The organism is Ruegeria sp. YKSF070 (assembly GCF_059612725.1).
On sequence record NZ_JBXWRD010000008.1, the window covers coordinates 106,833 to 124,539 of the forward strand.

Genomic DNA, 17,707 nt, shown 5'->3' on the forward strand with positions numbered 1-17,707 from the left:
GGCCGGGCAGAGGGGACCAGTTCAGAACCGCACAGATATCTGTGCGTTCATGCGGAGGTGGTCTCGATCTGAGACATGATTTCGCGGATCACCTGTTCCCACAATTCCGGCGGCTGCGCGCCCGGAACCGCATGCTGGTTGGCGACGATGAAGGTCGGGACCGAGCTGACCCCCATCTCGCGCGAATGGCTGTCGCGCTTGGCGATGTCGTCGCGGTCGGCATCCGATTTCAGCAGTTTCAGCACCACGGCGGCATCCATGCCGATACTGTCGGCGATATCGGCCAGCACCTCGGCATCGCCGATATCGCGGCCCTCGGTGAAATAGGCGGCAAAGAGGGCATCGACGGCCTCTGTCTGCTTGCCCTCGACCCCGGCCCAGTGGATCAGCCTATGGGCGTCCAGCGTGTTTGGCGTGCGCTGCATCGCTTCGAAATCAATCGCCAGCCCGGCCTTTTCGGCATGTTCCACCACCGGCGCATAGGCGCGCACCGCGCCCTCCTTGCCGCCGAACTTGCGCTCCAGATACTCGCGCCGGTCCATGCCCTCGGGGGCCATGTCGGGGTTCAGCTGGAAAGGGTGCCATTCGATCACGAAAGGATGGTCCGGGATCGCCGCCAGCGCCTTGTCCAGCTGGGTCTTGCCGATATAGCACCAGGGACATATCGGATCGGACAGGATATCGAGCTTGACGGTCTGGGTCATGGTTGCGGGGCCTTGAAATAGGCCGGGAGCGCCCGGCGCAGGAGTTTGCCATTGCCGCCCGTGGGCAGCGCCGGAAGATGCACAAAGGCGCGCGGCTGCTTGTAGCGGGCCAGATTGGCCTCGACATAGGTGCTCAGCGCGCCCGCGTCCAGTTCGGCGGGGCCGGTATAGAAGGCGGCGATGATATAGGTGTCGGGTTTCACCTCGACGGCGGCGGCGCCGACCTGCTCGATGCCGGGAAAGCGGATCAGCGCGGCCTCGACCTCGACCGGCGAGACGCGATAGCCGCCCGCGTTCATCATGTCGTCGTCGCGGCCCAGATAGGTGATCTGCCCGTCGATGGCCATGGCGCCCTGATCGCCGGTCAGGAACCAGTCGCCCTGCATCCGGGCGGCGGCCTCGTCAGGCGCGTTCAGATAGCCCAGCATCAGGCCGGGGTCGCCGCGATGTACCGCGATGGTGCCGGGCTGGCCCTGCGGCACCGGTCCGTCGGGGCCGAGGATGGCGATGCGGCGGCCCACCTGCGGCTGTCCCAGCGCCTCGCCGCGCGCCGGATGGGCGGGGCTGGAAGAGATGAAAGTGGAGCATTCGGACATGCCGAAAGCCTCGTACAGCTCGGTCCCGGTGGCGCGGGTCCAACTTTCGTGCAAGGCGCGGGGCAGTTTCTCGCCCGCGCACAGGGCATGGCGCAAAGCGGGCAGGTCGAGTTTGCCCACCCCCTGTAGCATCTTGCGAAAGACGCCGGGCGCGGCGGCAAACAGCGTAGCCCCATGGGCGGCCAGCAGGCCGGGCAGGGCGGCGATATCGGTGCCGGGTTCGGGGATCAGCGCGGTTGCGCCGATGGCCCAGGGATCCATCAACCCGGTGCCCAGCGTGTAGGTCCAGTTGAAGGCGCCCGCGTGGCACAGCCGGTCCTCTGGCGTCAGCCCGTACCAGCCCTCGACCATCATCTGGCGCGCCCAGATGGCGCGATGGGCATGGGCGACGGCGCGTGGCTTGCCCGAGGTGCCCGAGGTATAGACCGCATAGGCCAGCCGGTCGGGGTCGCCCAGGGCATAGTCGGCGGGTGGCAGGGCATGCATGGCGTTCAGCGCCTCGATGCCGATCTGTTTAGGATGCGGGGCACAGGCCACATCGGGCGCGCGCAGGATGGCGGCGGGAGAGAGGTCGGCGATCATGCGCGCGGTCTCGGGCTCGGTCAGTTGCGACGAGGTTGGCACCGGCACAATCCCTGCCGCGATGGCGCCCAGATAGGCGATCGGAAATTCGACCGTGTTTCCCAGCCGCATCAGCACGATGTCACCGGGCGCCAGCCCCGCTTGCAACAGCCCCGTCGCGGTGCCCAGAATGGCATGCTCCAGTCGGGCATAACTCCAATCCTCGGCTCCACCGGGGCGCAGCACCGACAGCGCCACCTTGTCGGGCTGGCGGCGGGCATGGCGCATCACGTGGGCGGCCAGGTTGAACGGGGCGGGGCAGGGCTGCGGCGGCCCTTGGTCAAAGATCGACAGCATGGCCCTTGGCTAGCCCGACACCGCGCCCGTTGCAAGCGGGCGCGGCTGCGCCTATAGACCGGTCATGACCAAGCGCGACCCGTCATCCCTGATCCGTATCGCCCGTGAAAACGGCGCCGAGGCCGAGGCCGAACCGCTGGATCTGGGCGCGCGCGTGCGCGAGCTGCGCAAGGCCCGAGACTGGACGCTGGAACAGGCGGCCAGCCAGGCGGGGCTGGCCCGCTCGACGCTGAGCAAGATCGAGAACGGCCAGATGTCGCCCACCTATGAGGCGCTCAAGAAGCTGGCGGTGGGGCTGCAGATCTCGGTGCCCCAGCTGTTCACCCCGCCGCAAAAGGGACAGGTGAACGGGCGGATGACGGTGACCAAATCGGGTTCGGGCGCGGGCCATGCCACCGCCACCTATGAGCACGAACTGCTGGCCGACAGCCTGACCAAGAAACAGATGCTGCCTTATCGCGCCCGCGTTCGCGCCCGCGCGATGGAGGAATTCGACGGTTGGGTCCGCCATGACGGCGAAGAGTTCCTGTATGTGCTGACCGGGGTGATCCGGCTTTATACCGAATTCTACGAACCGATCGAGATGCGCCGGGGCGACAGCGCCTATTACGATGCCTCGATGGGCCATAACGTGGTGTCGGTCAGTGACGAGGACGCCACCATCCTGTGGGTCACATCGCTGACCTGAGGCAACGCCTAGTCATCAAGCTCGCGGCTGAGCGTTTCGACATAGAGAAAATCCTCCAGCTCCTCGCGCGCTTCTGACAGGGTCAGGTTGTGGCGGTCGGCCAGATAGGCTTCGAACCGGCCGCGGTCGAGCTTCAGGAACGGCATGTCACTATAATCCAGATTGGGAAACCGGCGCTTTGCCCGGGCAAAGGCGCTTGCCCAATCCTGTGTCAGGTCGGTCCAGGTCAACATCGCTGAGCATTCCTTCGTGGGTGGTTGACGGAAACGCTCCTCCCTTGTCTCAGCCTAGAAATGTAACAGCTTTGCAAGCACCGGGCAAAACGCCGCACGACATTTGGGCGAATATTTGCTGGAGTCACACCTTTGGCGAGTGCCGTCGGATCAGTCCTGATACCACCAGACATCCGGCATGTATTGCGGCCCGTCGCCATAGATCGGTGGATTGGGCGGAAAGCGCAGCTGCCTGATATGGGCGATGCGTCCCACATCGAAGCGCCAGATCGGGATCACATAGCGTCCAGCGGTTAAGACCCGATCCAGCGCGCGGGTTGCCTCGGTCATCTCCTCCTGCGTGGTGGCCGCGAGCATGGCGTCGATCATGGCGTCGATGGCGGGAGAAGCCGCGCCCATCAGGTTGCGGCTGCCCGGCTGACCCGCGCTTTGCGAGCCCCAATAGAGCCTTTGCTCGTTACCGGGCGACAGCGACAGGTCACGGCGGAAAGGGGTCAGGTCGAAATCCAGCTCGGCCACGCGGGCGGTATATTGGGCGTTGTCCACCTTTTCGATCTGGGCCGAGATGCCCAGCCGCTCCAGCGCGCGGGTATAGATCTCGAGCACCGTCTGCATGTCGCTGTCGCCCTGGCGCAGCAGAAACCGCAGCGCCAGCGGCGCATCGTCTGGCCCCAGCAGCTGACCCTGCTCGATGCGGAACCCGGCCTGTTCCAGCAATTGCGCGGCACGGCGCAGATTGGCGCGGTTGCGCGCGGTGCCATCGCCCTGGGGCAGGGCATAGCCTTCGAGCGTGCCGGGCGGCAGATCCGCGGCAAAGGGGGCCAGCAACTCGGCCTCGCGCCCGCTGGCGGGACCGGGCCGATAGGCCAGATCGGTGCCCGAGAAATACGAGGTGATGCGCGGCATCACCCCACCGGTCACCGTGTCGTTGATGAATTCGAAGTTGAAGGCCAACAGCAGCGCCTCGCGCAGGCGCCAGTCATCGAAGGGTGCGCGCCGGGTGTTGATCACGAAACCGGTCATCCCCGAAGGTTTGCCATGGGCGATCTCGGTCTTGATCACATCGCCACGCTGGGCGGCCGGGAAATCATAGGCGCTGTCCCATTTCTGGGCGTTGAACTCGCGAATGGCACTCAGTTCGCCGGCCTTGAATGCCTCCATCAGCACCGTGCCGTCGCCGAAGAAGTCGATCCGCATCTCGTCGAAATTCATCGTGCCGCGGCGAAAGCCGAGATCGGCGCCCCAATAGTCGGGATTGCGGGCAAAGCTCACGTAGCGCCCCGGCTCATAAGTCGAGACCACATAAGGGCCGGTGCCGATGGGGATGTCGTGGATGCTGCCCTCGGCCAGGCTGCGCCCCTGCCACTGGGCCTTTTGCAGGATCGGGCGCAGACCGGCCAGCATGGCCAGTTCGCGGTCGTCATCGGCGAAGGTGATCCGAACGCTGCGCGGCCCGGTGGCTTCGATATGGGCGATGCGCGACCAGAAACCGCGATAGCGCAGATGCCCCTCGGTGCCCAAAGTCCGGTAGGACCAGATCACATCCTCGACCGTGACCGGGCTGCCATCCGAGAATCGGGCCTCTTCTCGCAGGGTGAATTCGACCCATGCGCGGTCCGGCGGCACTTCGACCGATTCGGCCAAAAGACCGTAAAGCGTGAAGGGTTCGTCCCAAGACCGGCCCATCAGGCTCTCATACGACCAGAAGGGCATCTGCCAGGGAAAGGTGCCTTTCTGGGCAAAAGGATTGAGGCTGTCAAAGCCGCCGGTGTTGCCGAACACTACGCGCCCGCCCTTGGGCGCGTCCGGGTTGGCATAGGGCAGGGACACAAAATCCGGTGGCAAGGCAGGCTCACCATACATAGCTATGGCATGACGTGATTCTGCATTGGCTAAACTGGTGCCCAATAGAAAGGCGATTCCCGCCGTCAGCAGGCGGAACTGTCGGAAATAATCTGGTCGCACTTGCGCAACAATCCTGCTCGGGCCTTATTTTCTTGACCCTCACTCTAACGATGGTTTCACGTCTTTTCAAACTTTTAGCTTGGATGCGGGCGCGGAATTGCTTATAAAGGGGTCACTGCTCGATAGGTTTCTTGCCTGTATGAAACCTGCCTCAATAACTTAACGCCCGCCTTGTGCGGGCGTTTTTTTTGGGCAGCTCAGATAGCGCAGCAGCAAAAACCCGCACAGCCATGCGCACTTCACTTCGCCCGAAATACTTCGGGGGGAGGTGACAAAATTCTACGAATTTTGTGGCGGGGGGCTCCGCCCCCCTTTCTCTCACCGCCCCCGGAAATACCCGTTTTCTTTGCAGGTGCAGCATGGCAGGGTGTTGCGCGACAGAACCTGTTTCAGAGAGGGAAAGACATGTCGCTGAACGGCAAGACCGCTATCGTTACCGGATCGAATTCAGGCATCGGCCTGGGGATTGCCCGTGAACTGGCCCGGGCGGGAGCCGATGTGGTTCTGAACTCCTTCACCGACCGCGACGAGGATCACGCCTTGGCCGCAGGTCTCGCCGATGAATTCGGCGTGGCCGCCCGCTACGTCAAAGCCGACATGTCCAGGGGAGCGGAGTGCCGGGCGCTGATCGCGCAGGCCGGGCGCTGCGACATCCTGATCAATAATGCCGGTATCCAGCATGTGGCGCCGATCGACGAGTTCCCGCAGGAAAAATGGGATGCCATCATCGCGATCAACATGAATTCGGCCTTTCACACAATGGCCGCCGCACTGCCGATGATGCGCGAGGCGGGCTGGGGCCGGATCGTCAACATCGCCTCGGCCCATGGCCTGACCGCCTCGCCCTTCAAGGCGGCTTATGTGGCCGCCAAGCATGGGGTGGTTGGCATGACCAAGACCGTGGCGCTGGAAACCGCGCAGGAGCCGATCACCTGCAACGCCATCTGCCCCGGCTATGTGCTGACCCCGCTGGTCGAGGCGCAGATCCCCGACACGATGGAGAAATACGGGATGAGCCGCGAGGACGTGATCAAGAAGGTCATGCTGGAGCGGCAGCCGTCCAAGGAATTTGCCACTGTCGAACAATTGGGCGGCTCCGCCGTGTTCCTGTGTTCCGATGCGGCGGCCCAGATCACCGGCACCACGATCAGTGTCGATGGCGGCTGGACCGCACTTTGAGCCGAGGGCGGAGGGGGCCTCTGCCCCCCGGCACAAAATTCGCAGAATTTTGTTGCCTCCCCCCGGAGTATTTGTAGCGAAATGAAGAGGGGATCGCGGTGCGTCGGATCAATCTGGCCTTGCAGGGCGGCGGTGCACATGGCGCTTTCACCTGGGGCGTGCTCGACCGCTTGCTGGACGAGGCGGATGTCGAGGTGGCGGCGATCACCGGAACCTCGGCCGGGGCGCTGAACGGGGCCGCCTTCAAGGCCGGCATGGTGGCCGGAGGGCGAGAGGGCGCCCGCGCAGCACTTGACCGGGTCTGGCGACGCATGGGCGCGGTCAACGACGACCGGATCAGCGGCTGGCTGGGGGCCGGGGATCCGGCGCAGCTGGCCCGGATGCTGGAATATTCCGCCCCCTTTGCCCTGGCCGAAACATGGTCGCGGCTGGTGTCGCCCTATGCCTATGGGCCATTCTACGGCAACCCGCTGCGCCCGGTGGTCGAGGCGCTGGATTTCGCCAATGTCTGCGCTCATGAGGGGCCAAAGCTCTACATCTGCGCCACCCGTGTGCGCACCGGCAAGATCCGGGTTTTTGCCGAGGAAGAGATCAGCACCGACGCCATCCTCGCCTCGGCCTGCCTTCCGACCCTGTTTCAGGCGATCGAGATCGACGATCCCGAGACCGGGCGGCGCGAGGCCTATTGGGATGGCGGCTATACCGGCAATCCGGCGCTGTTTCCGCTCTTCAACCGCGACCTGCCCGACGATGTGGTGATCGTCAACATCAACCCGCTGGAGCGCGACGCGCTGCCGGTCACGCCGCAGCAGATCCAGAACCGGATCAACGAGATCAGCTTCAACTCGTCCCTGTTGCGCGAGTTGCGGGCGATCCACTTCGTGCAGCGCCTGCTGGAGGATGGCACGCTGGAGCGGGGCCGGATGAGCCGGGTCCTGGTTCACATGATCGCCGATGACGCGCTGATGAACAGCCTGTCGGTGGCAACCAAAGTGGTGCCGCTGCCCCAGATCCTGGATCGGCTGAAACAGGCGGGCCGGACGGCGGCGGATTCGTTTCTGGATGCCCATAAGGACGACTTGGGCCAGCGCTCGACTGTCGATATGGAGGCGATGTTCGGCTAGGCCCCGGCCTCGATCTGGAACACATGGTTCAGATAGGCGTTATCGTTCAGCCGGAAATGGGTGTCGCCCACATGGGCAAATCCACGTGCGCGGTAGAACCGCAACGCACGGTCATTGTCGGAGCTGGCCATCAGCCAGGCAAACGTGCCGGGAGGCAACCCCGCCAGCCCGGCCCGCAACAGCGCGGGGCCCAGCCCGGCGGCCTGATGGCGTGGTTGCACATAGAGCTTGTCGATCTCGACTTGGGCATTGCCCGCCGGGGCCGGGCTGTCATACCTGAGATGGAGGTAGCCGCCGATCCCCTCGGCGCAATCGGCCACCAGCACCGTGCTGTCGGAGGCGGCGATCAGCGCCTCCATGGCGGTGGGGGTGAAGGTGGTCAGGACATAGTCGGCATAATCCGCCCGCACACCGTGTTTGACATAGGTGGCCAGCCAGACCTCGATCGAGAGCGCCGCCAGCGGGGCGGCGTCTTCGGGCCGGGCGGCGCGAATGACGCTCACTCGTCGCTCTTTTGCTTGTCGTTGGGATAGACAAGGCCCGCCGAGATCACCAGCTTGGCCGCGTCCTCGACCGTCATGTCGAGGATGATCACGTCCTCTTCGGGGAAATAGAGCAGAAAGCCCGAGGTCGGGTTGGGCGTGGTGGGGACAAACACGCTCATCAACCGGCCGCCGGTCTCGGCCTTTTCGGCGATCTCGCCCTTGGCGGTGGTCGAGACGAAGCCGATGGCCCAGATGCCCCGGCGTGGATACTGGATCAGGCAGGCCTGTTCGAAACTGCGTTCGGTCTGGGCAAACACCGTCTCCGAGATTTGCTTGATCCCGGAATAGACCGAGCGCACCACGGGCATCCGGTCGACCAGCCCCTCGGCATACTGGATCAGCGAGCGGCCGATGATACCCTTGGCGATCCAGCCCACCAGAATGGTGAAGACCAGCAGGAAGATGACCCCGACACCGCGCAGGTTGATGCCGATATACTGTTCGGGGCGGAATTGATGCGGCACCAGCGGCAGAACGAAACTGTCGACCCAGCCGACCACGGACCAGAACAGCCAGATGGTCAGGCTGACCGGTGCGATCACCACGATGCCGGTCAGGAACGAGGCGCGCAGCCCGGCAAAGCGGCGCGGTTTCACGTGGTGAGGTTCTTCGTCAAAGGGTGTGTTCATCGGGTCCGTCCGCGCGTTTGTGGGCGAACGTAGTCATTCCGCCGCGCGCCCGCAATGGGGGGGTGAGGAAACCGCCCTCAGCCGCCCAGCGCGATCAGATCCCGGGCGATTTTCGCGGCCAGGCGCGCATTGTTGCGCACCAGCGCGATATTCGCCGTCAGCGAGCGGCCCCCGGTTGCCTCGAAGATCGCCTGCAGCAGGAAGGGGGTGACCGCCTTGCCGGAAATGCCCTGCGCATCGGCTTGGGCCTGCGCCTCGGCGATGACCGGGGCCAGATCCTCGGCAGCGATCTGGTCGACAGTCGGGATCGGATTGGCGACCAGTTGGCCGCCCGGCAGGCCCAGCGCGCGGCGGGTGGCATGGGCGCGGGCTATGCTGACGCTGTCATCCATCCTGAGCGGCGCGGGCAGGTCCGAGGTGGCCGACCAGAAGGCGGGAAAGCTGTCCTGCCCGAAGGCGATCACCGGCACGCCCAGGGTTTCCAGAACCTCAAGCGTCTTGGGCAGGTCGAGAATGGCCTTGGCCCCGGCGGCAACAACGGTGACCGGTGTCTGCGCCAGTTCATGCAAGTCTGCCGAGATGTCAAAGCTGTGCTCGGCCCCCTTGTGCACGCCACCGATGCCGCCGGTGGCAAACACCTCGATCCCGGCAAAGCGGGCGGCGATCATGGTGGCGGCCACGGTGGTGGCGCCGGTGCCGCCGGTGGCGATACAGGCGGCCATGTCGGCGCGCGAGAGTTTCGCCACCCCCTGCGCCTGACCCAGCGTATCTAGCTGATCGGGTTCCAGCCCCACATGCAGCCGCCCCTCGATCACCGCGATGGTGGCGGGCACCGCGCCGGCGTCGCGGATGTCCTGTTCGACTGCGCGGGCGGTCTCGACATTCTGCGGATAGGGCATGCCATGGGTGATGATGGTGCTTTCCAGCGCCACGATAGGGGTGCCCGCGACACGGGCGGCGTGAACCTCGGCGGACAGGTGCAGGTCGATCACAGGGGGGTCTCTCCGGATACATAGGTTGCGGCGGCATGCAGCGCGCGCGACAGAGCGCTGTCGCGGTCGGCGCCCTGCGCCTCGGCGGCGATATGGGCCGCCATGAACGTGTCGCCCGCGCCGGTCACGCGGGTGACCAGAACGGCGGGCGGGGTCTGGGTGATCAGGCGGTTGGCGTCGCCCTCGCTGGCCGAGCGTCCGCCATCGGTGACCAGAACCCGCTGGGCGCCGCGCTCAAGCAGGGTTTGGGCGGCGCTGGCGGAGTCGGTGAACTCGGTCTGGCAGAGCAGGCCCGCCTCCTCGAGATTGACATAGAGCGTGGCACGACCCTGACGCACAAAGGGCAGCAACCGCTCGGCCTTGCCGGGCGAAGCCGGGGCCACGCGCAGGTCGGCGCGGGCAAAGGCGGGGCTGTGTGCGATCTCTTCCAGCAGCGACAGGGTCAGGTTGCCATCCAGCGCCACCGGCCCGGCATGGGGTGCGGCGGCATTGCCCAGCGGCCCGTCCAGTATCGGGCGCAGGATCTTGGCACCCGCCGCCTCGAGAGAATGGGCATCGGCAATGGCGGCGATCAGCCCGTTGGCGCCCTCGACCGCCATGTAACGGTCGGTGGGCAGGTCCTCCGAGCGATAGACGTGATCGGTGTTCATGCCCATCTGGGTACAGGCACGGATCAGCTCGTCCCCCTCGGCATCGCGGCCGATGGCGGTGAGCAGGGTGGGGCGCATGCCGAAGCGCGCCAGCGTCATGGCGATGTTCATGGCGACGCCACCGGGCAGGCGGGTGATGCGGCCCGGCACGTCCGAGCCCTGCCGCATATGGCTGGCCGAGCGTCCGATCACGTCCCACAGGACCGAGCCGATGCAGAGGATATCCGAGGATTGGGTCATTCTGCCCTCATGCCGCAGGGCGCAGGCAGGTGCAAGCGGGCTTGCACATCCCGCTCAGGCGGATACGAGGCCAAGTGCCGCGTCCGAGGCGGTGCCATCATATTTGTCGCGCGGAGGCCATGGCCGTGACCGCCAGTCCGGTTCGAAGGCGAAACTCGACACCGTGCGCCCCTCGACCAACGCGCCGTTCCCGGCGCCAAGCGCGTAATCGTAGTAAAGCTTCACGATCTCTTCCTCGCTCACCTGATCGGTAGCGGGATGCGCCATGCAGGCCTCGCGCCAGACGCGCACCCGGTCATAGGCCGGATCGTCGGGCAGCGTGAAATCCTCGTAATAATCCAGGAACCAGAACCGTTTGAAGATCGGAGCGAAAACCGCCTCGGCCAGTCCGAACGCATCAAACAGCCATGTGCCTTTGGGATTGTGTTCGACAAGAAAATCATCGAGGCCGCGATAGAGGCCCAGCAGCCGGTCCAGATGCGCCGCGCGCTGTGATCGGTCCTGATTCATCACGTAGAGATATCCCGCGGTGACAAACGCGCCCTCCTTGGCGATCAGCATGGATTCGATCGCATGTTCCGCCGGATCGCGGCGCCGCAAGGGCGCGCCGGGCAGAACCTCGTCGAGATAGCGCAGAATGACGAGGCTTTCCTTGATGATCTTGCCGTCCGGCGTTTCCAGCACCGGCAGGGCAGTGGTTCCGCGGGTCTTCGTCAAAAGCTCGGGATCACGTGGTCGGGTGATGTCGACAACGCGGAACTCGACCGCATCGGTCAGACCTCGCAGGGCAAGAAGTATCTCGATCCGTTGTGAAAATGGGCAGACTGGAATGTGATGGATGATGAACTTGCTGGACAAGGTGGCCGCTCCTGAGGCTTGGGTGAATACCGGGTCAACGAAATCTCTCCGATCCAAGAATGCACAGGAGAAACGGCCGTTCAAGCGTAGCGCGCCTGTCAGCGTACGGGCACCGCAAAGCTGAGCCCGGCCCAGAGCGATTGCCAGACCGCGCGTTCCCCTTCGGGCGCGGGGCGCAGGACCACCGCATCGAGCAGATAGTTGTATCCGGGCAAGACGGGCAGGGTGGCGTGCCCCGTCGCATCGGTGCGGGCGAGATCCACGGTGACAGCGCCATCGGGCGCGCGTGCGAATATCTCGACCTGCGCATCCGGGCGTGGCTGACCCTGATAGAGCAGCAGCACCTGCATGCCGTCTGAAAGATCGTCGGTGTAGGGGTTGGTGAGCGCGACGAATTCGGTCTCCATCCCGGTTTCGCCATCTTTGCCCTCCGCGGCGCCAACCCCGACCAGCGCCTTGACGTGGCGGGTATAGGTCTCGAAGAAATCGACCGGCGGCAGGCCGCGCGCCTCGTGCCGGGCCTTGATGTCGGGGATGTCCTTATGGGCGGCGAAATCCGCGAATTTCTGCCATTCCTTGTATTTCACGCTGCTGGGGCTGGTCTCGTGCACCAGCACCCACAGGCCGGGCGTGTCGGCCACCAGCCCGATCGCCGGAACATCGCCCATTCTCCCTGCATAGGGTCTGATTTCGCCGCCGACCCGGATCTCGGATCGGGGGGCGCGGTCGGGAAAGAAAACTTGCGCGGCGCCCTCGAACCGCTCTCCCACGCGCAGGTCGGCCACCAGTTCAGCTCCGGTTTCCACTTGATATTCATGGGGTTCGATCCAAAACTCATGAGCAAGCCCGACCCGGGCAACAAACATGAGGCAGAGGAGAGGGACAAGGATGCGGAACATGGGCGGAGCCTTTTTGGCGGTGCTGTTCAAGCTGGCGCTTGTGGCGCTGCTGTCAAGCCCGCTTACAGAGGAGGCCAGCGCCCATGAGGTCACGCCCACGGTTGCCGATCTGCGGGTCGAAAATGAGACAGTCATCCTTGATCTGCGTCTGAATGTCGAAGCTTTTCTGGCCGGGATCGACCTGGATGGGCTGGGCGATACCGACGATTCTGATGGGTCGGACAGTTATGACCAGCTGCGTGCCATGGGCGCGGCCGAGTTGGAGCCGAAGGTGCGGGATTTCGCCGTCGCCTGGAAGGAGCGGTTGCGTATCAGCGCCGGTGGCGTGCCGCTGGAACTGTCCTATGAAGGTGCGCGCATTCCGGTAGTCGGCAATCCCGACCTGCCACGTGTCTCGCACCTGCTTCTCACCGCTTATCTGCCCGCTGGCGCGGCCAGCCTGACACTGACCTGGCCCAGTGGAGCGGGCGCGCTGGTGTTGCGCCAGCAGGGGGTCGACGATCCCTATACCGGCTACCTTCAAGGCGGTGAAAGCAGCCCGCCTATCCCGCTGGCGGGCGGTGCGGCGCTGGGGCCGCTCGAGACCTTTCAGGCCTACATTCCGGTGGGCTTCACCCATATCCTGCCCAAGGGGCTGGATCATATCCTGTTTGTCTTGGGCCTGTTTTTCCTGTCGCCGCGACTACGGCCGCTGCTGTGGCAGATCAGCGCCTTTACGCTGGCACATACGCTGACGCTGGCGCTGGGGGCGACGGGGACGATCCGGGTGGAACCGGCGATTGTCGAGCCGCTGATCGCCGCCTCAATCACATTTGTCGCGCTGGAAAACATCCTGGTGCGCCGCCTGCATGCCTGGCGTCCGGTGATGGTCTTTGGCTTCGGTCTGCTGCACGGGCTGGGTTTTGCCGGCGTGCTGGAGGAATTCGGCCTGCCCGCCGGTCAGTTCCTGCCGGCACTCTTGGGTTTCAACATCGGGGTCGAGCTGGGCCAGCTGGCGGTGATCGCCGCCGCGTTCCTGAGCGTCGGCCTGTGGTTTCGCAACCGGCGCTGGTACCGGGGCCGCATCGCGATCCCGGCCTCGATGCTGATCGCGATGATCGGCGCCTATTGGGTGGTGGAACGGACGCTGCTGGCCTGAGCCCGCATGTCAGCCCATCGCCGCCGTCAGTGTCTTGAGCGCGGCGAGCGGATCCTCAGCGCCCCAGATCTCGTCGCCGATACCAAAGAAATCGGTCTGCGCGGCCAGGCTGCGCACCATCTCGGGCGTCAGCCCGCCCTCGGCGACCACCGGAACCTCGATCACCGCCGACCACCATTCAAAGAGTTCGGGGTCGACCACACTGCCGTCATCGAGCCCATGCGCGCCCACCGGGCCAAAGGCCACGTAATCGGCCCCGGCCTCGCCCGCGTTCATCCCGTCATGCCGCGAGGTGCCGCAGAAACTGCCGACAATGGCATCTGCGCCCAGTTCCTTGCGGGCGCTGCGGACCGAGCGGGCGGCATCGGACAGATGCACCCCATCCAGCCCCAGCCGCTGGGCCAGCAGCACGTGATCGGCAATCACCAGCGCGATATCGCGCGCATGGGCAACCTCGCGGCAGGCATCCGCCGCGCGCGACAGCAGATCCTCGTCCCGGCTGGCCAGGGCCAGTCGGATGCAGGCGATCTCGGCCCCATCGAGGACACGCGCCAATTGGTCGGGAAAGAGGTCGAGGTCGATGCTGGGCGGGGTGATCAGGTAAAGCTGCGGCTGTTCGGGGGTTTCCATGGCGGGACCTCTGGTCTGGAGTTGCTGCCGTTTAGCCGATCGAACGGCGAATGGGAATATGGCGAAGGGGCTTCTGGTCAAGGGCTGGTTTCCGGGGGCTCTGCCCCCGGGGCGAACAAAATTCGTCGAATTTTGTTCTGTCCCCCGGAGTATTTGGTGCGGAATGAAGGGCAGGGGCGGGCTTGTCCATCAGGTCGCCGGGCGCTAGAGCGGGCACAACATTCGGAGGTGAGACATGCCCAGCGACAAGGCGCAGCCCGCAATCGTGCTTGTGCGGCCGCAGATGGGAGAGAATATCGGTGCCGCCGCGCGGGCGATGTGGAATTTCGGTCTGGACCGGATGCGCATCGTGGCGCCGCGCGATGGCTGGCCCAACAGCCGGGCGGTGGCCATGTCCTCGGGTGCGGGGCGGCTGCTGGACGAGGCGCAGCTTTATGACGATCTGCCGGGCGCGCTGGCGGATTGCACCTATGTCTTTGCCACCACCGCGCGTCCGCGCGAGATGACCAAGCCGGTGTTCAGCCCCGAGCGCGCCATGCAGCTGGCCGCCGAGAAACTGGCGGCGGGAGAGAAGGTGGCGGTGCTGTTCGGGCCGGAACGGGCCGGGCTGGAAAACGATGATATTTCGCGCGCCAATGCGATCATCACCGTGCCGGTGAACCCCGATTATGCCTCGTTGAACCTTGGCCAATGCGTTTTGCTGGTGGCCTATGAGTGGATGCGCCAGACCGGGGACGTGGTGCATCTGTCAGACGCGCCCGGCCCCAAGGGCGAGTGGGCCACCGGTCTGGAGATCGAGAAGCTGGCCGAGCATTACGAGCATCGGCTGGACGAGGCGGGCTTCTTCTTTCCTCCCGAAAAGGCCGAAGGCATGCAGCAGAACCTGCGCAACCTGTGGAGCCGGATGCGGCTGACCCGCGCGGATGTGCAGATGCTGCACGGGATCATGCGGCAGATGGTCCGCTGGAAGGAACGCGGCTGAGCCGGGTGCTGGACCTTGGCGCGCCCGAGGCCTAGCTTGCAGTCAAAGCGACAGGAATGAGGATGGCATGAGCGGCAAGCGCAGCATCTTTGAAGAGGTCTCGGACGGAACGCGGGCGGCGGCGGCGCAGCCCGGCATGATCGACCGGGGACGGGGCGGCGCGCGCGGCGCGATCCGGGCCTGGCTGGCGGTGCTCTTTGCACTGGTGGTGGCGATGATCGTGGTGGGCGGGCTGACCCGGCTGACTGATAGCGGGCTGTCGATCACCGAATGGCGCCCGGTCACGGGGGCTGTGCCGCCGCTGAGCGAGGCCGACTGGCAGGCGGAATTCGACAAGTACAAGCAGATCGACCAGTGGCGCTTGCAGAACCAGTGGATGGAACTGGCCGATTTCAAGTCGATCTACTGGTGGGAATGGGGGCACCGGCAGCTGGGCCGGGTGATCGGACTGGTCTGGGCGCTGGGGTTCTTCGGCTTTTTGATCGCGCGCAAGATCCCCACTGGCTGGACCGGACGGCTGGTCTTGCCCGGCGTGCTGGGCGGGGTGCAGGGCGCGGTCGGCTGGTGGATGGTCGCCTCGGGCGTGACCCAGGGCGAGGGCATGACCTCGGTCGCGTCCTACCGGCTGGCCACGCATCTGGGACTGGCCTTTGTCATTCTGGGCCTATTGACCTGGTACATCCTGCAACTGGGGCGCAGCGAGCGCGATCTGATGCAGGCCCGCCGTGCCAAGGAGGCGCGGCTGTTCGGTCTGGCCACGGGCTGGCTGCATCTTGCATTCCTGCAAATCCTGATCGGCGCGCTGGTGGCGGGCCTCGATGCCGGGCGCAACTATGTCGACTGGCCGCTGATGGCGGGGCAGGTGATCCCGCCCGACCCGTTGGAGCTGAGCCCAGTCTGGCGCAACTTCTTTGAAAACCCAGGTCTGGTGCAGTTCATCCACCGTATCGTCGGCTATCTGCTGCTGGCCTACGGGGTGATGGCCTGGCTGCGTGGGCGCCGCAGCGCGCATGCGCAAACCCGTTTTGCCTTCAACGCAGGCTTTGCAGCGTTGGGCCTGCAGGTGGTGCTGGGCATCGTCACCGTCCTATATGCCGCGCCCTGGCAGATCGCCATCCTGCACCAGTTGCTGGCGGTTGGGGTTTTTGTGCTGATCCTGCGGGCGCGGTTCCTCTGCGCCTATCCGATTGCAACCTCTATCCGGGGATAAGACATCATGAGCGCATTCGAACAGTTGATGGCGCATGCCCGCGAGACGGCGGCGCTGGACCAGATCGCCGGGCGGCTGGGCTGGGATCAGGAAACAATGATGCCGCGCGGTGCGGCGCCGCAACGGGCCGAGGAAAGCGCCGCCATCGCCGGTGTGCTGCATGCCCGTCGCACCGACCCGCAGGTGGGCGACTGGCTGGCGGCGGCCGCGGCGCCGGACGAGGCCGGCGCCGCGCAGCTGCGCGAGATCCGGCGCAGCTTTGATCGGACCGCGCGCGTGCCCGCCGATCTGGCCCGCGCGCTGGCCCGCACCACGGCGCGGGCGCAAGGCATCTGGGCCGAGGCGCGGGCGACCGAGGACGTGGCGGCGTTTCTGCCCGTGCTGAAGGAGGTCGTTGCGCTGCGCCGCGAAGAGGGGCAGGCGCTGGCCCAGGGCGGCGATCTCTATGACGCGCTGCTGGAGGAATATGAGCCCGCCACCAGTGCGGCCCAGATCGCCGAGACCTTTGACACCATGCGCCCGCGCCTGGTGGCGCTCCGTTCGGCGGTGCTGGACCGTCCGATGCCACAACGGCTGGAGGGGCAGTTCGACGAAAGCGCTCAGATGAAGCTCAGCCGGCAATTGGCGCGCAGCTTTGGCTATGACATGGCGCATGGCCGGGTCGACAAGGCGGTGCATCCGTTCAGTTCCGGTTCCGGTCTCGATGTGCGGATCACCACGCGGACCAATCCGGCCGATCCGTTCAACTGTTTCTACTCGACCATTCACGAGGTGGGCCACGCGGCCTATGAACAGAATATCGACCGCGCCTATCTGCTGACCCCGCTGGGGCGCGGCGTGTCGATGGGCGTGCATGAAAGCCAGAGCCGGATCTACGAGAACCAGCTGGGCCGCAGCCGCGCCTATACCGGTTGGCTGTTTGGCCAGATGCGCGAGGCGTTTGGCGATTTCGGGATTGCGGATCAGGACGCGTTCTATGCCGCCGTCAACACGGTGCATCGCGGCTATATCCGCACCGAGGCGGACGAGGTGCAGTATAACCTGCATATCATGTTGCGCTTCGATCTTGAGCGGGCGCTGATGGCGGGAGATCTGACGGTCGACGATCTGGAGGCCGCCTGGAACGACCGCTTTGCCGCCGATTTCGGCTATCAGGTGGACAAGCCCTCGAACGGGTGTTTGCAGGATGTGCACTGGTCGGTTGGCCTGTTCGGCTATTTTCCGACCTATGCGTTGGGCAATGTCTATGCCGGCTGTCTCTATCAGGCGCTGCGTCAGGCGGTTCCGGGGCTGGAGACGGACCTGGCACAGGGCGAGACGACGGCTGCGACCGGCTGGCTGGCAGATCGGGTGCAGCGTCATGGCGGGCTTTATGCACCGCGCGAGGTGATCGCGCGGGCCAGCGGTATGGAGCCGGGGCCCGAGCCTCTGCTCGACTATCTCGAGGCCAAGTTCAGCGCGCTTTACGGGCTTTGAGCCGTCACGAAATTCGGGTGACCCCAGCCAGGGTGAACACCATTCTGGTTC

General features: G+C 65.2%; 18 protein-coding genes. 7 read left to right on the forward strand and 11 right to left on the reverse strand.

Annotated features, from left to right (window positions below):
* Nucleotides 1-47: 47 nt before the first annotated feature.
* Together AC2FL1_RS06580 and AC2FL1_RS06585 are read right to left on the reverse strand one after the other, a co-directional pair.
* On the reverse strand, nt 48-704 hold the full coding sequence (locus AC2FL1_RS06580) for a DsbA family oxidoreductase (protein ID WP_011047796.1): 657 nt from the start codon (nt 702-704) through the stop codon (nt 48-50).
* Entirely contained in the window at nt 701-2,218 is a 1,518-nt protein-coding gene (locus AC2FL1_RS06585; protein ID WP_496876356.1) for a class I adenylate-forming enzyme family protein, read from the reverse strand. The genes AC2FL1_RS06580 and AC2FL1_RS06585 overlap by 4 nt, the downstream gene beginning before the upstream one ends.
* Before the next feature lie 64 nt (nt 2,219-2,282).
* On the opposite strand from AC2FL1_RS06585, the gene AC2FL1_RS06590 reads away from it, so the two are divergent.
* Nucleotides 2,283-2,906, forward strand: a complete 624-nt coding sequence (locus tag AC2FL1_RS06590; protein WP_496876357.1) for a helix-turn-helix domain-containing protein — start codon at nt 2,283-2,285, stop codon at nt 2,904-2,906.
* A gap of 8 nt (nt 2,907-2,914) precedes the next feature.
* Here the strand turns inward: AC2FL1_RS06590 and AC2FL1_RS06595 are convergent, their stop codons facing one another.
* On the reverse strand, nt 2,915-3,139 hold the full coding sequence (locus AC2FL1_RS06595; RefSeq protein WP_496876358.1) for a hypothetical protein: 225 nt from the start codon (nt 3,137-3,139) through the stop codon (nt 2,915-2,917).
* A gap of 150 nt (nt 3,140-3,289) precedes the next feature.
* Nucleotides 3,290-5,104, reverse strand: coding sequence for an extracellular solute-binding protein (locus tag AC2FL1_RS06600; RefSeq protein ID WP_496876359.1), 1,815 nt, complete (start codon nt 5,102-5,104; stop codon nt 3,290-3,292).
* A gap of 405 nt (nt 5,105-5,509) precedes the next feature.
* On the opposite strand from AC2FL1_RS06600, the gene AC2FL1_RS06605 reads away from it, so the two are divergent.
* Together AC2FL1_RS06605 and AC2FL1_RS06610 are read left to right on the forward strand one after the other, a co-directional pair.
* The gene (locus AC2FL1_RS06605) at nt 5,510-6,283 is read left to right on the forward strand and encodes a 3-hydroxybutyrate dehydrogenase (RefSeq protein ID WP_496876360.1); all 774 of its coding nucleotides are present in this window, start codon (nt 5,510-5,512) and stop codon (nt 6,281-6,283) included.
* A 98-nt stretch (nt 6,284-6,381) separates the two neighbouring features.
* Nucleotides 6,382-7,407: a patatin-like phospholipase family protein gene (locus AC2FL1_RS06610; RefSeq protein ID WP_496876361.1), complete on the forward strand. Its 1,026-nt coding sequence runs from the start codon at nt 6,382-6,384 to the stop codon at nt 7,405-7,407.
* On the opposite strand, the gene AC2FL1_RS06615 is transcribed toward AC2FL1_RS06610, so the two are convergent.
* The 6 genes from AC2FL1_RS06615 to AC2FL1_RS06640 all read right to left on the reverse strand — a co-directional run bounded on the left by AC2FL1_RS06615 (nt 7,404) and on the right by AC2FL1_RS06640 (nt 12,220).
* Nucleotides 7,404-7,910, reverse strand: a complete 507-nt coding sequence (locus AC2FL1_RS06615) for a GNAT family N-acetyltransferase (protein ID WP_496876362.1) — start codon at nt 7,908-7,910, stop codon at nt 7,404-7,406. The two genes, AC2FL1_RS06610 and AC2FL1_RS06615, sit on opposite strands and share 4 nt — an antisense overlap.
* Nucleotides 7,907-8,581 carry a DUF502 domain-containing protein gene (locus AC2FL1_RS06620; RefSeq protein WP_496876363.1) on the reverse strand — a complete coding sequence of 225 codons (675 nt, stop codon included), beginning with the start codon at nt 8,579-8,581 and terminating at the stop codon, nt 7,907-7,909. The genes AC2FL1_RS06615 and AC2FL1_RS06620 overlap by 4 nt, the downstream gene beginning before the upstream one ends.
* Before the next feature lie 77 nt (nt 8,582-8,658).
* A complete protein-coding gene (locus tag AC2FL1_RS06625) occupies nt 8,659-9,573 on the reverse strand; it encodes a pseudouridine-5'-phosphate glycosidase (protein WP_496876364.1) in 915 nt (304 codons plus the stop codon).
* Nucleotides 9,570-10,463, reverse strand: coding sequence for a PfkB family carbohydrate kinase (locus tag AC2FL1_RS06630; RefSeq protein WP_496876365.1), 894 nt, complete (start codon nt 10,461-10,463; stop codon nt 9,570-9,572). The genes AC2FL1_RS06625 and AC2FL1_RS06630 overlap by 4 nt, the downstream gene beginning before the upstream one ends.
* Before the next feature lie 54 nt (nt 10,464-10,517).
* Complete coding sequence (locus AC2FL1_RS06635; RefSeq protein ID WP_496876366.1) at nt 10,518-11,321, reverse strand: glutathione S-transferase family protein; 804 nt, start codon at nt 11,319-11,321, stop codon at nt 10,518-10,520.
* A gap of 98 nt (nt 11,322-11,419) precedes the next feature.
* The gene (locus tag AC2FL1_RS06640) at nt 11,420-12,220 is read right to left on the reverse strand and encodes a DUF4198 domain-containing protein (RefSeq protein WP_496876367.1); all 801 of its coding nucleotides are present in this window, start codon (nt 12,218-12,220) and stop codon (nt 11,420-11,422) included.
* Between AC2FL1_RS06640 and AC2FL1_RS06645 the strand changes: the two genes are divergently transcribed.
* Nucleotides 12,219-13,358, forward strand: coding sequence for a HupE/UreJ family protein (locus tag AC2FL1_RS06645; RefSeq protein ID WP_496876368.1), 1,140 nt, complete (start codon nt 12,219-12,221; stop codon nt 13,356-13,358). The two genes, AC2FL1_RS06640 and AC2FL1_RS06645, sit on opposite strands and share 2 nt — an antisense overlap.
* A gap of 9 nt (nt 13,359-13,367) precedes the next feature.
* Here the strand turns inward: AC2FL1_RS06645 and AC2FL1_RS06650 are convergent, their stop codons facing one another.
* Entirely contained in the window at nt 13,368-13,988 is a 621-nt protein-coding gene (locus tag AC2FL1_RS06650; protein ID WP_234136846.1) for a thiamine phosphate synthase, read from the reverse strand.
* Between the two features lie 235 nt (nt 13,989-14,223).
* On the opposite strand from AC2FL1_RS06650, the gene AC2FL1_RS06655 reads away from it, so the two are divergent.
* The 3 genes from AC2FL1_RS06655 (at nt 14,224) to AC2FL1_RS06665 (ending at nt 17,656) form a co-directional block, all read left to right on the forward strand.
* Nucleotides 14,224-14,970, forward strand: a complete 747-nt coding sequence (locus tag AC2FL1_RS06655; RefSeq protein WP_496876369.1) for an RNA methyltransferase — start codon at nt 14,224-14,226, stop codon at nt 14,968-14,970.
* A 67-nt stretch (nt 14,971-15,037) separates the two neighbouring features.
* Nucleotides 15,038-16,180: a heme A synthase gene (gene ctaA, locus AC2FL1_RS06660; protein ID WP_496876370.1), complete on the forward strand. Its 1,143-nt coding sequence runs from the start codon at nt 15,038-15,040 to the stop codon at nt 16,178-16,180.
* 6 nt (nt 16,181-16,186) lie between these two features.
* Nucleotides 16,187-17,656, forward strand: a complete 1,470-nt coding sequence (locus AC2FL1_RS06665; RefSeq protein ID WP_234136843.1) for a carboxypeptidase M32 — start codon at nt 16,187-16,189, stop codon at nt 17,654-17,656.
* Nucleotides 17,657-17,707 lie beyond the last annotated feature (51 nt).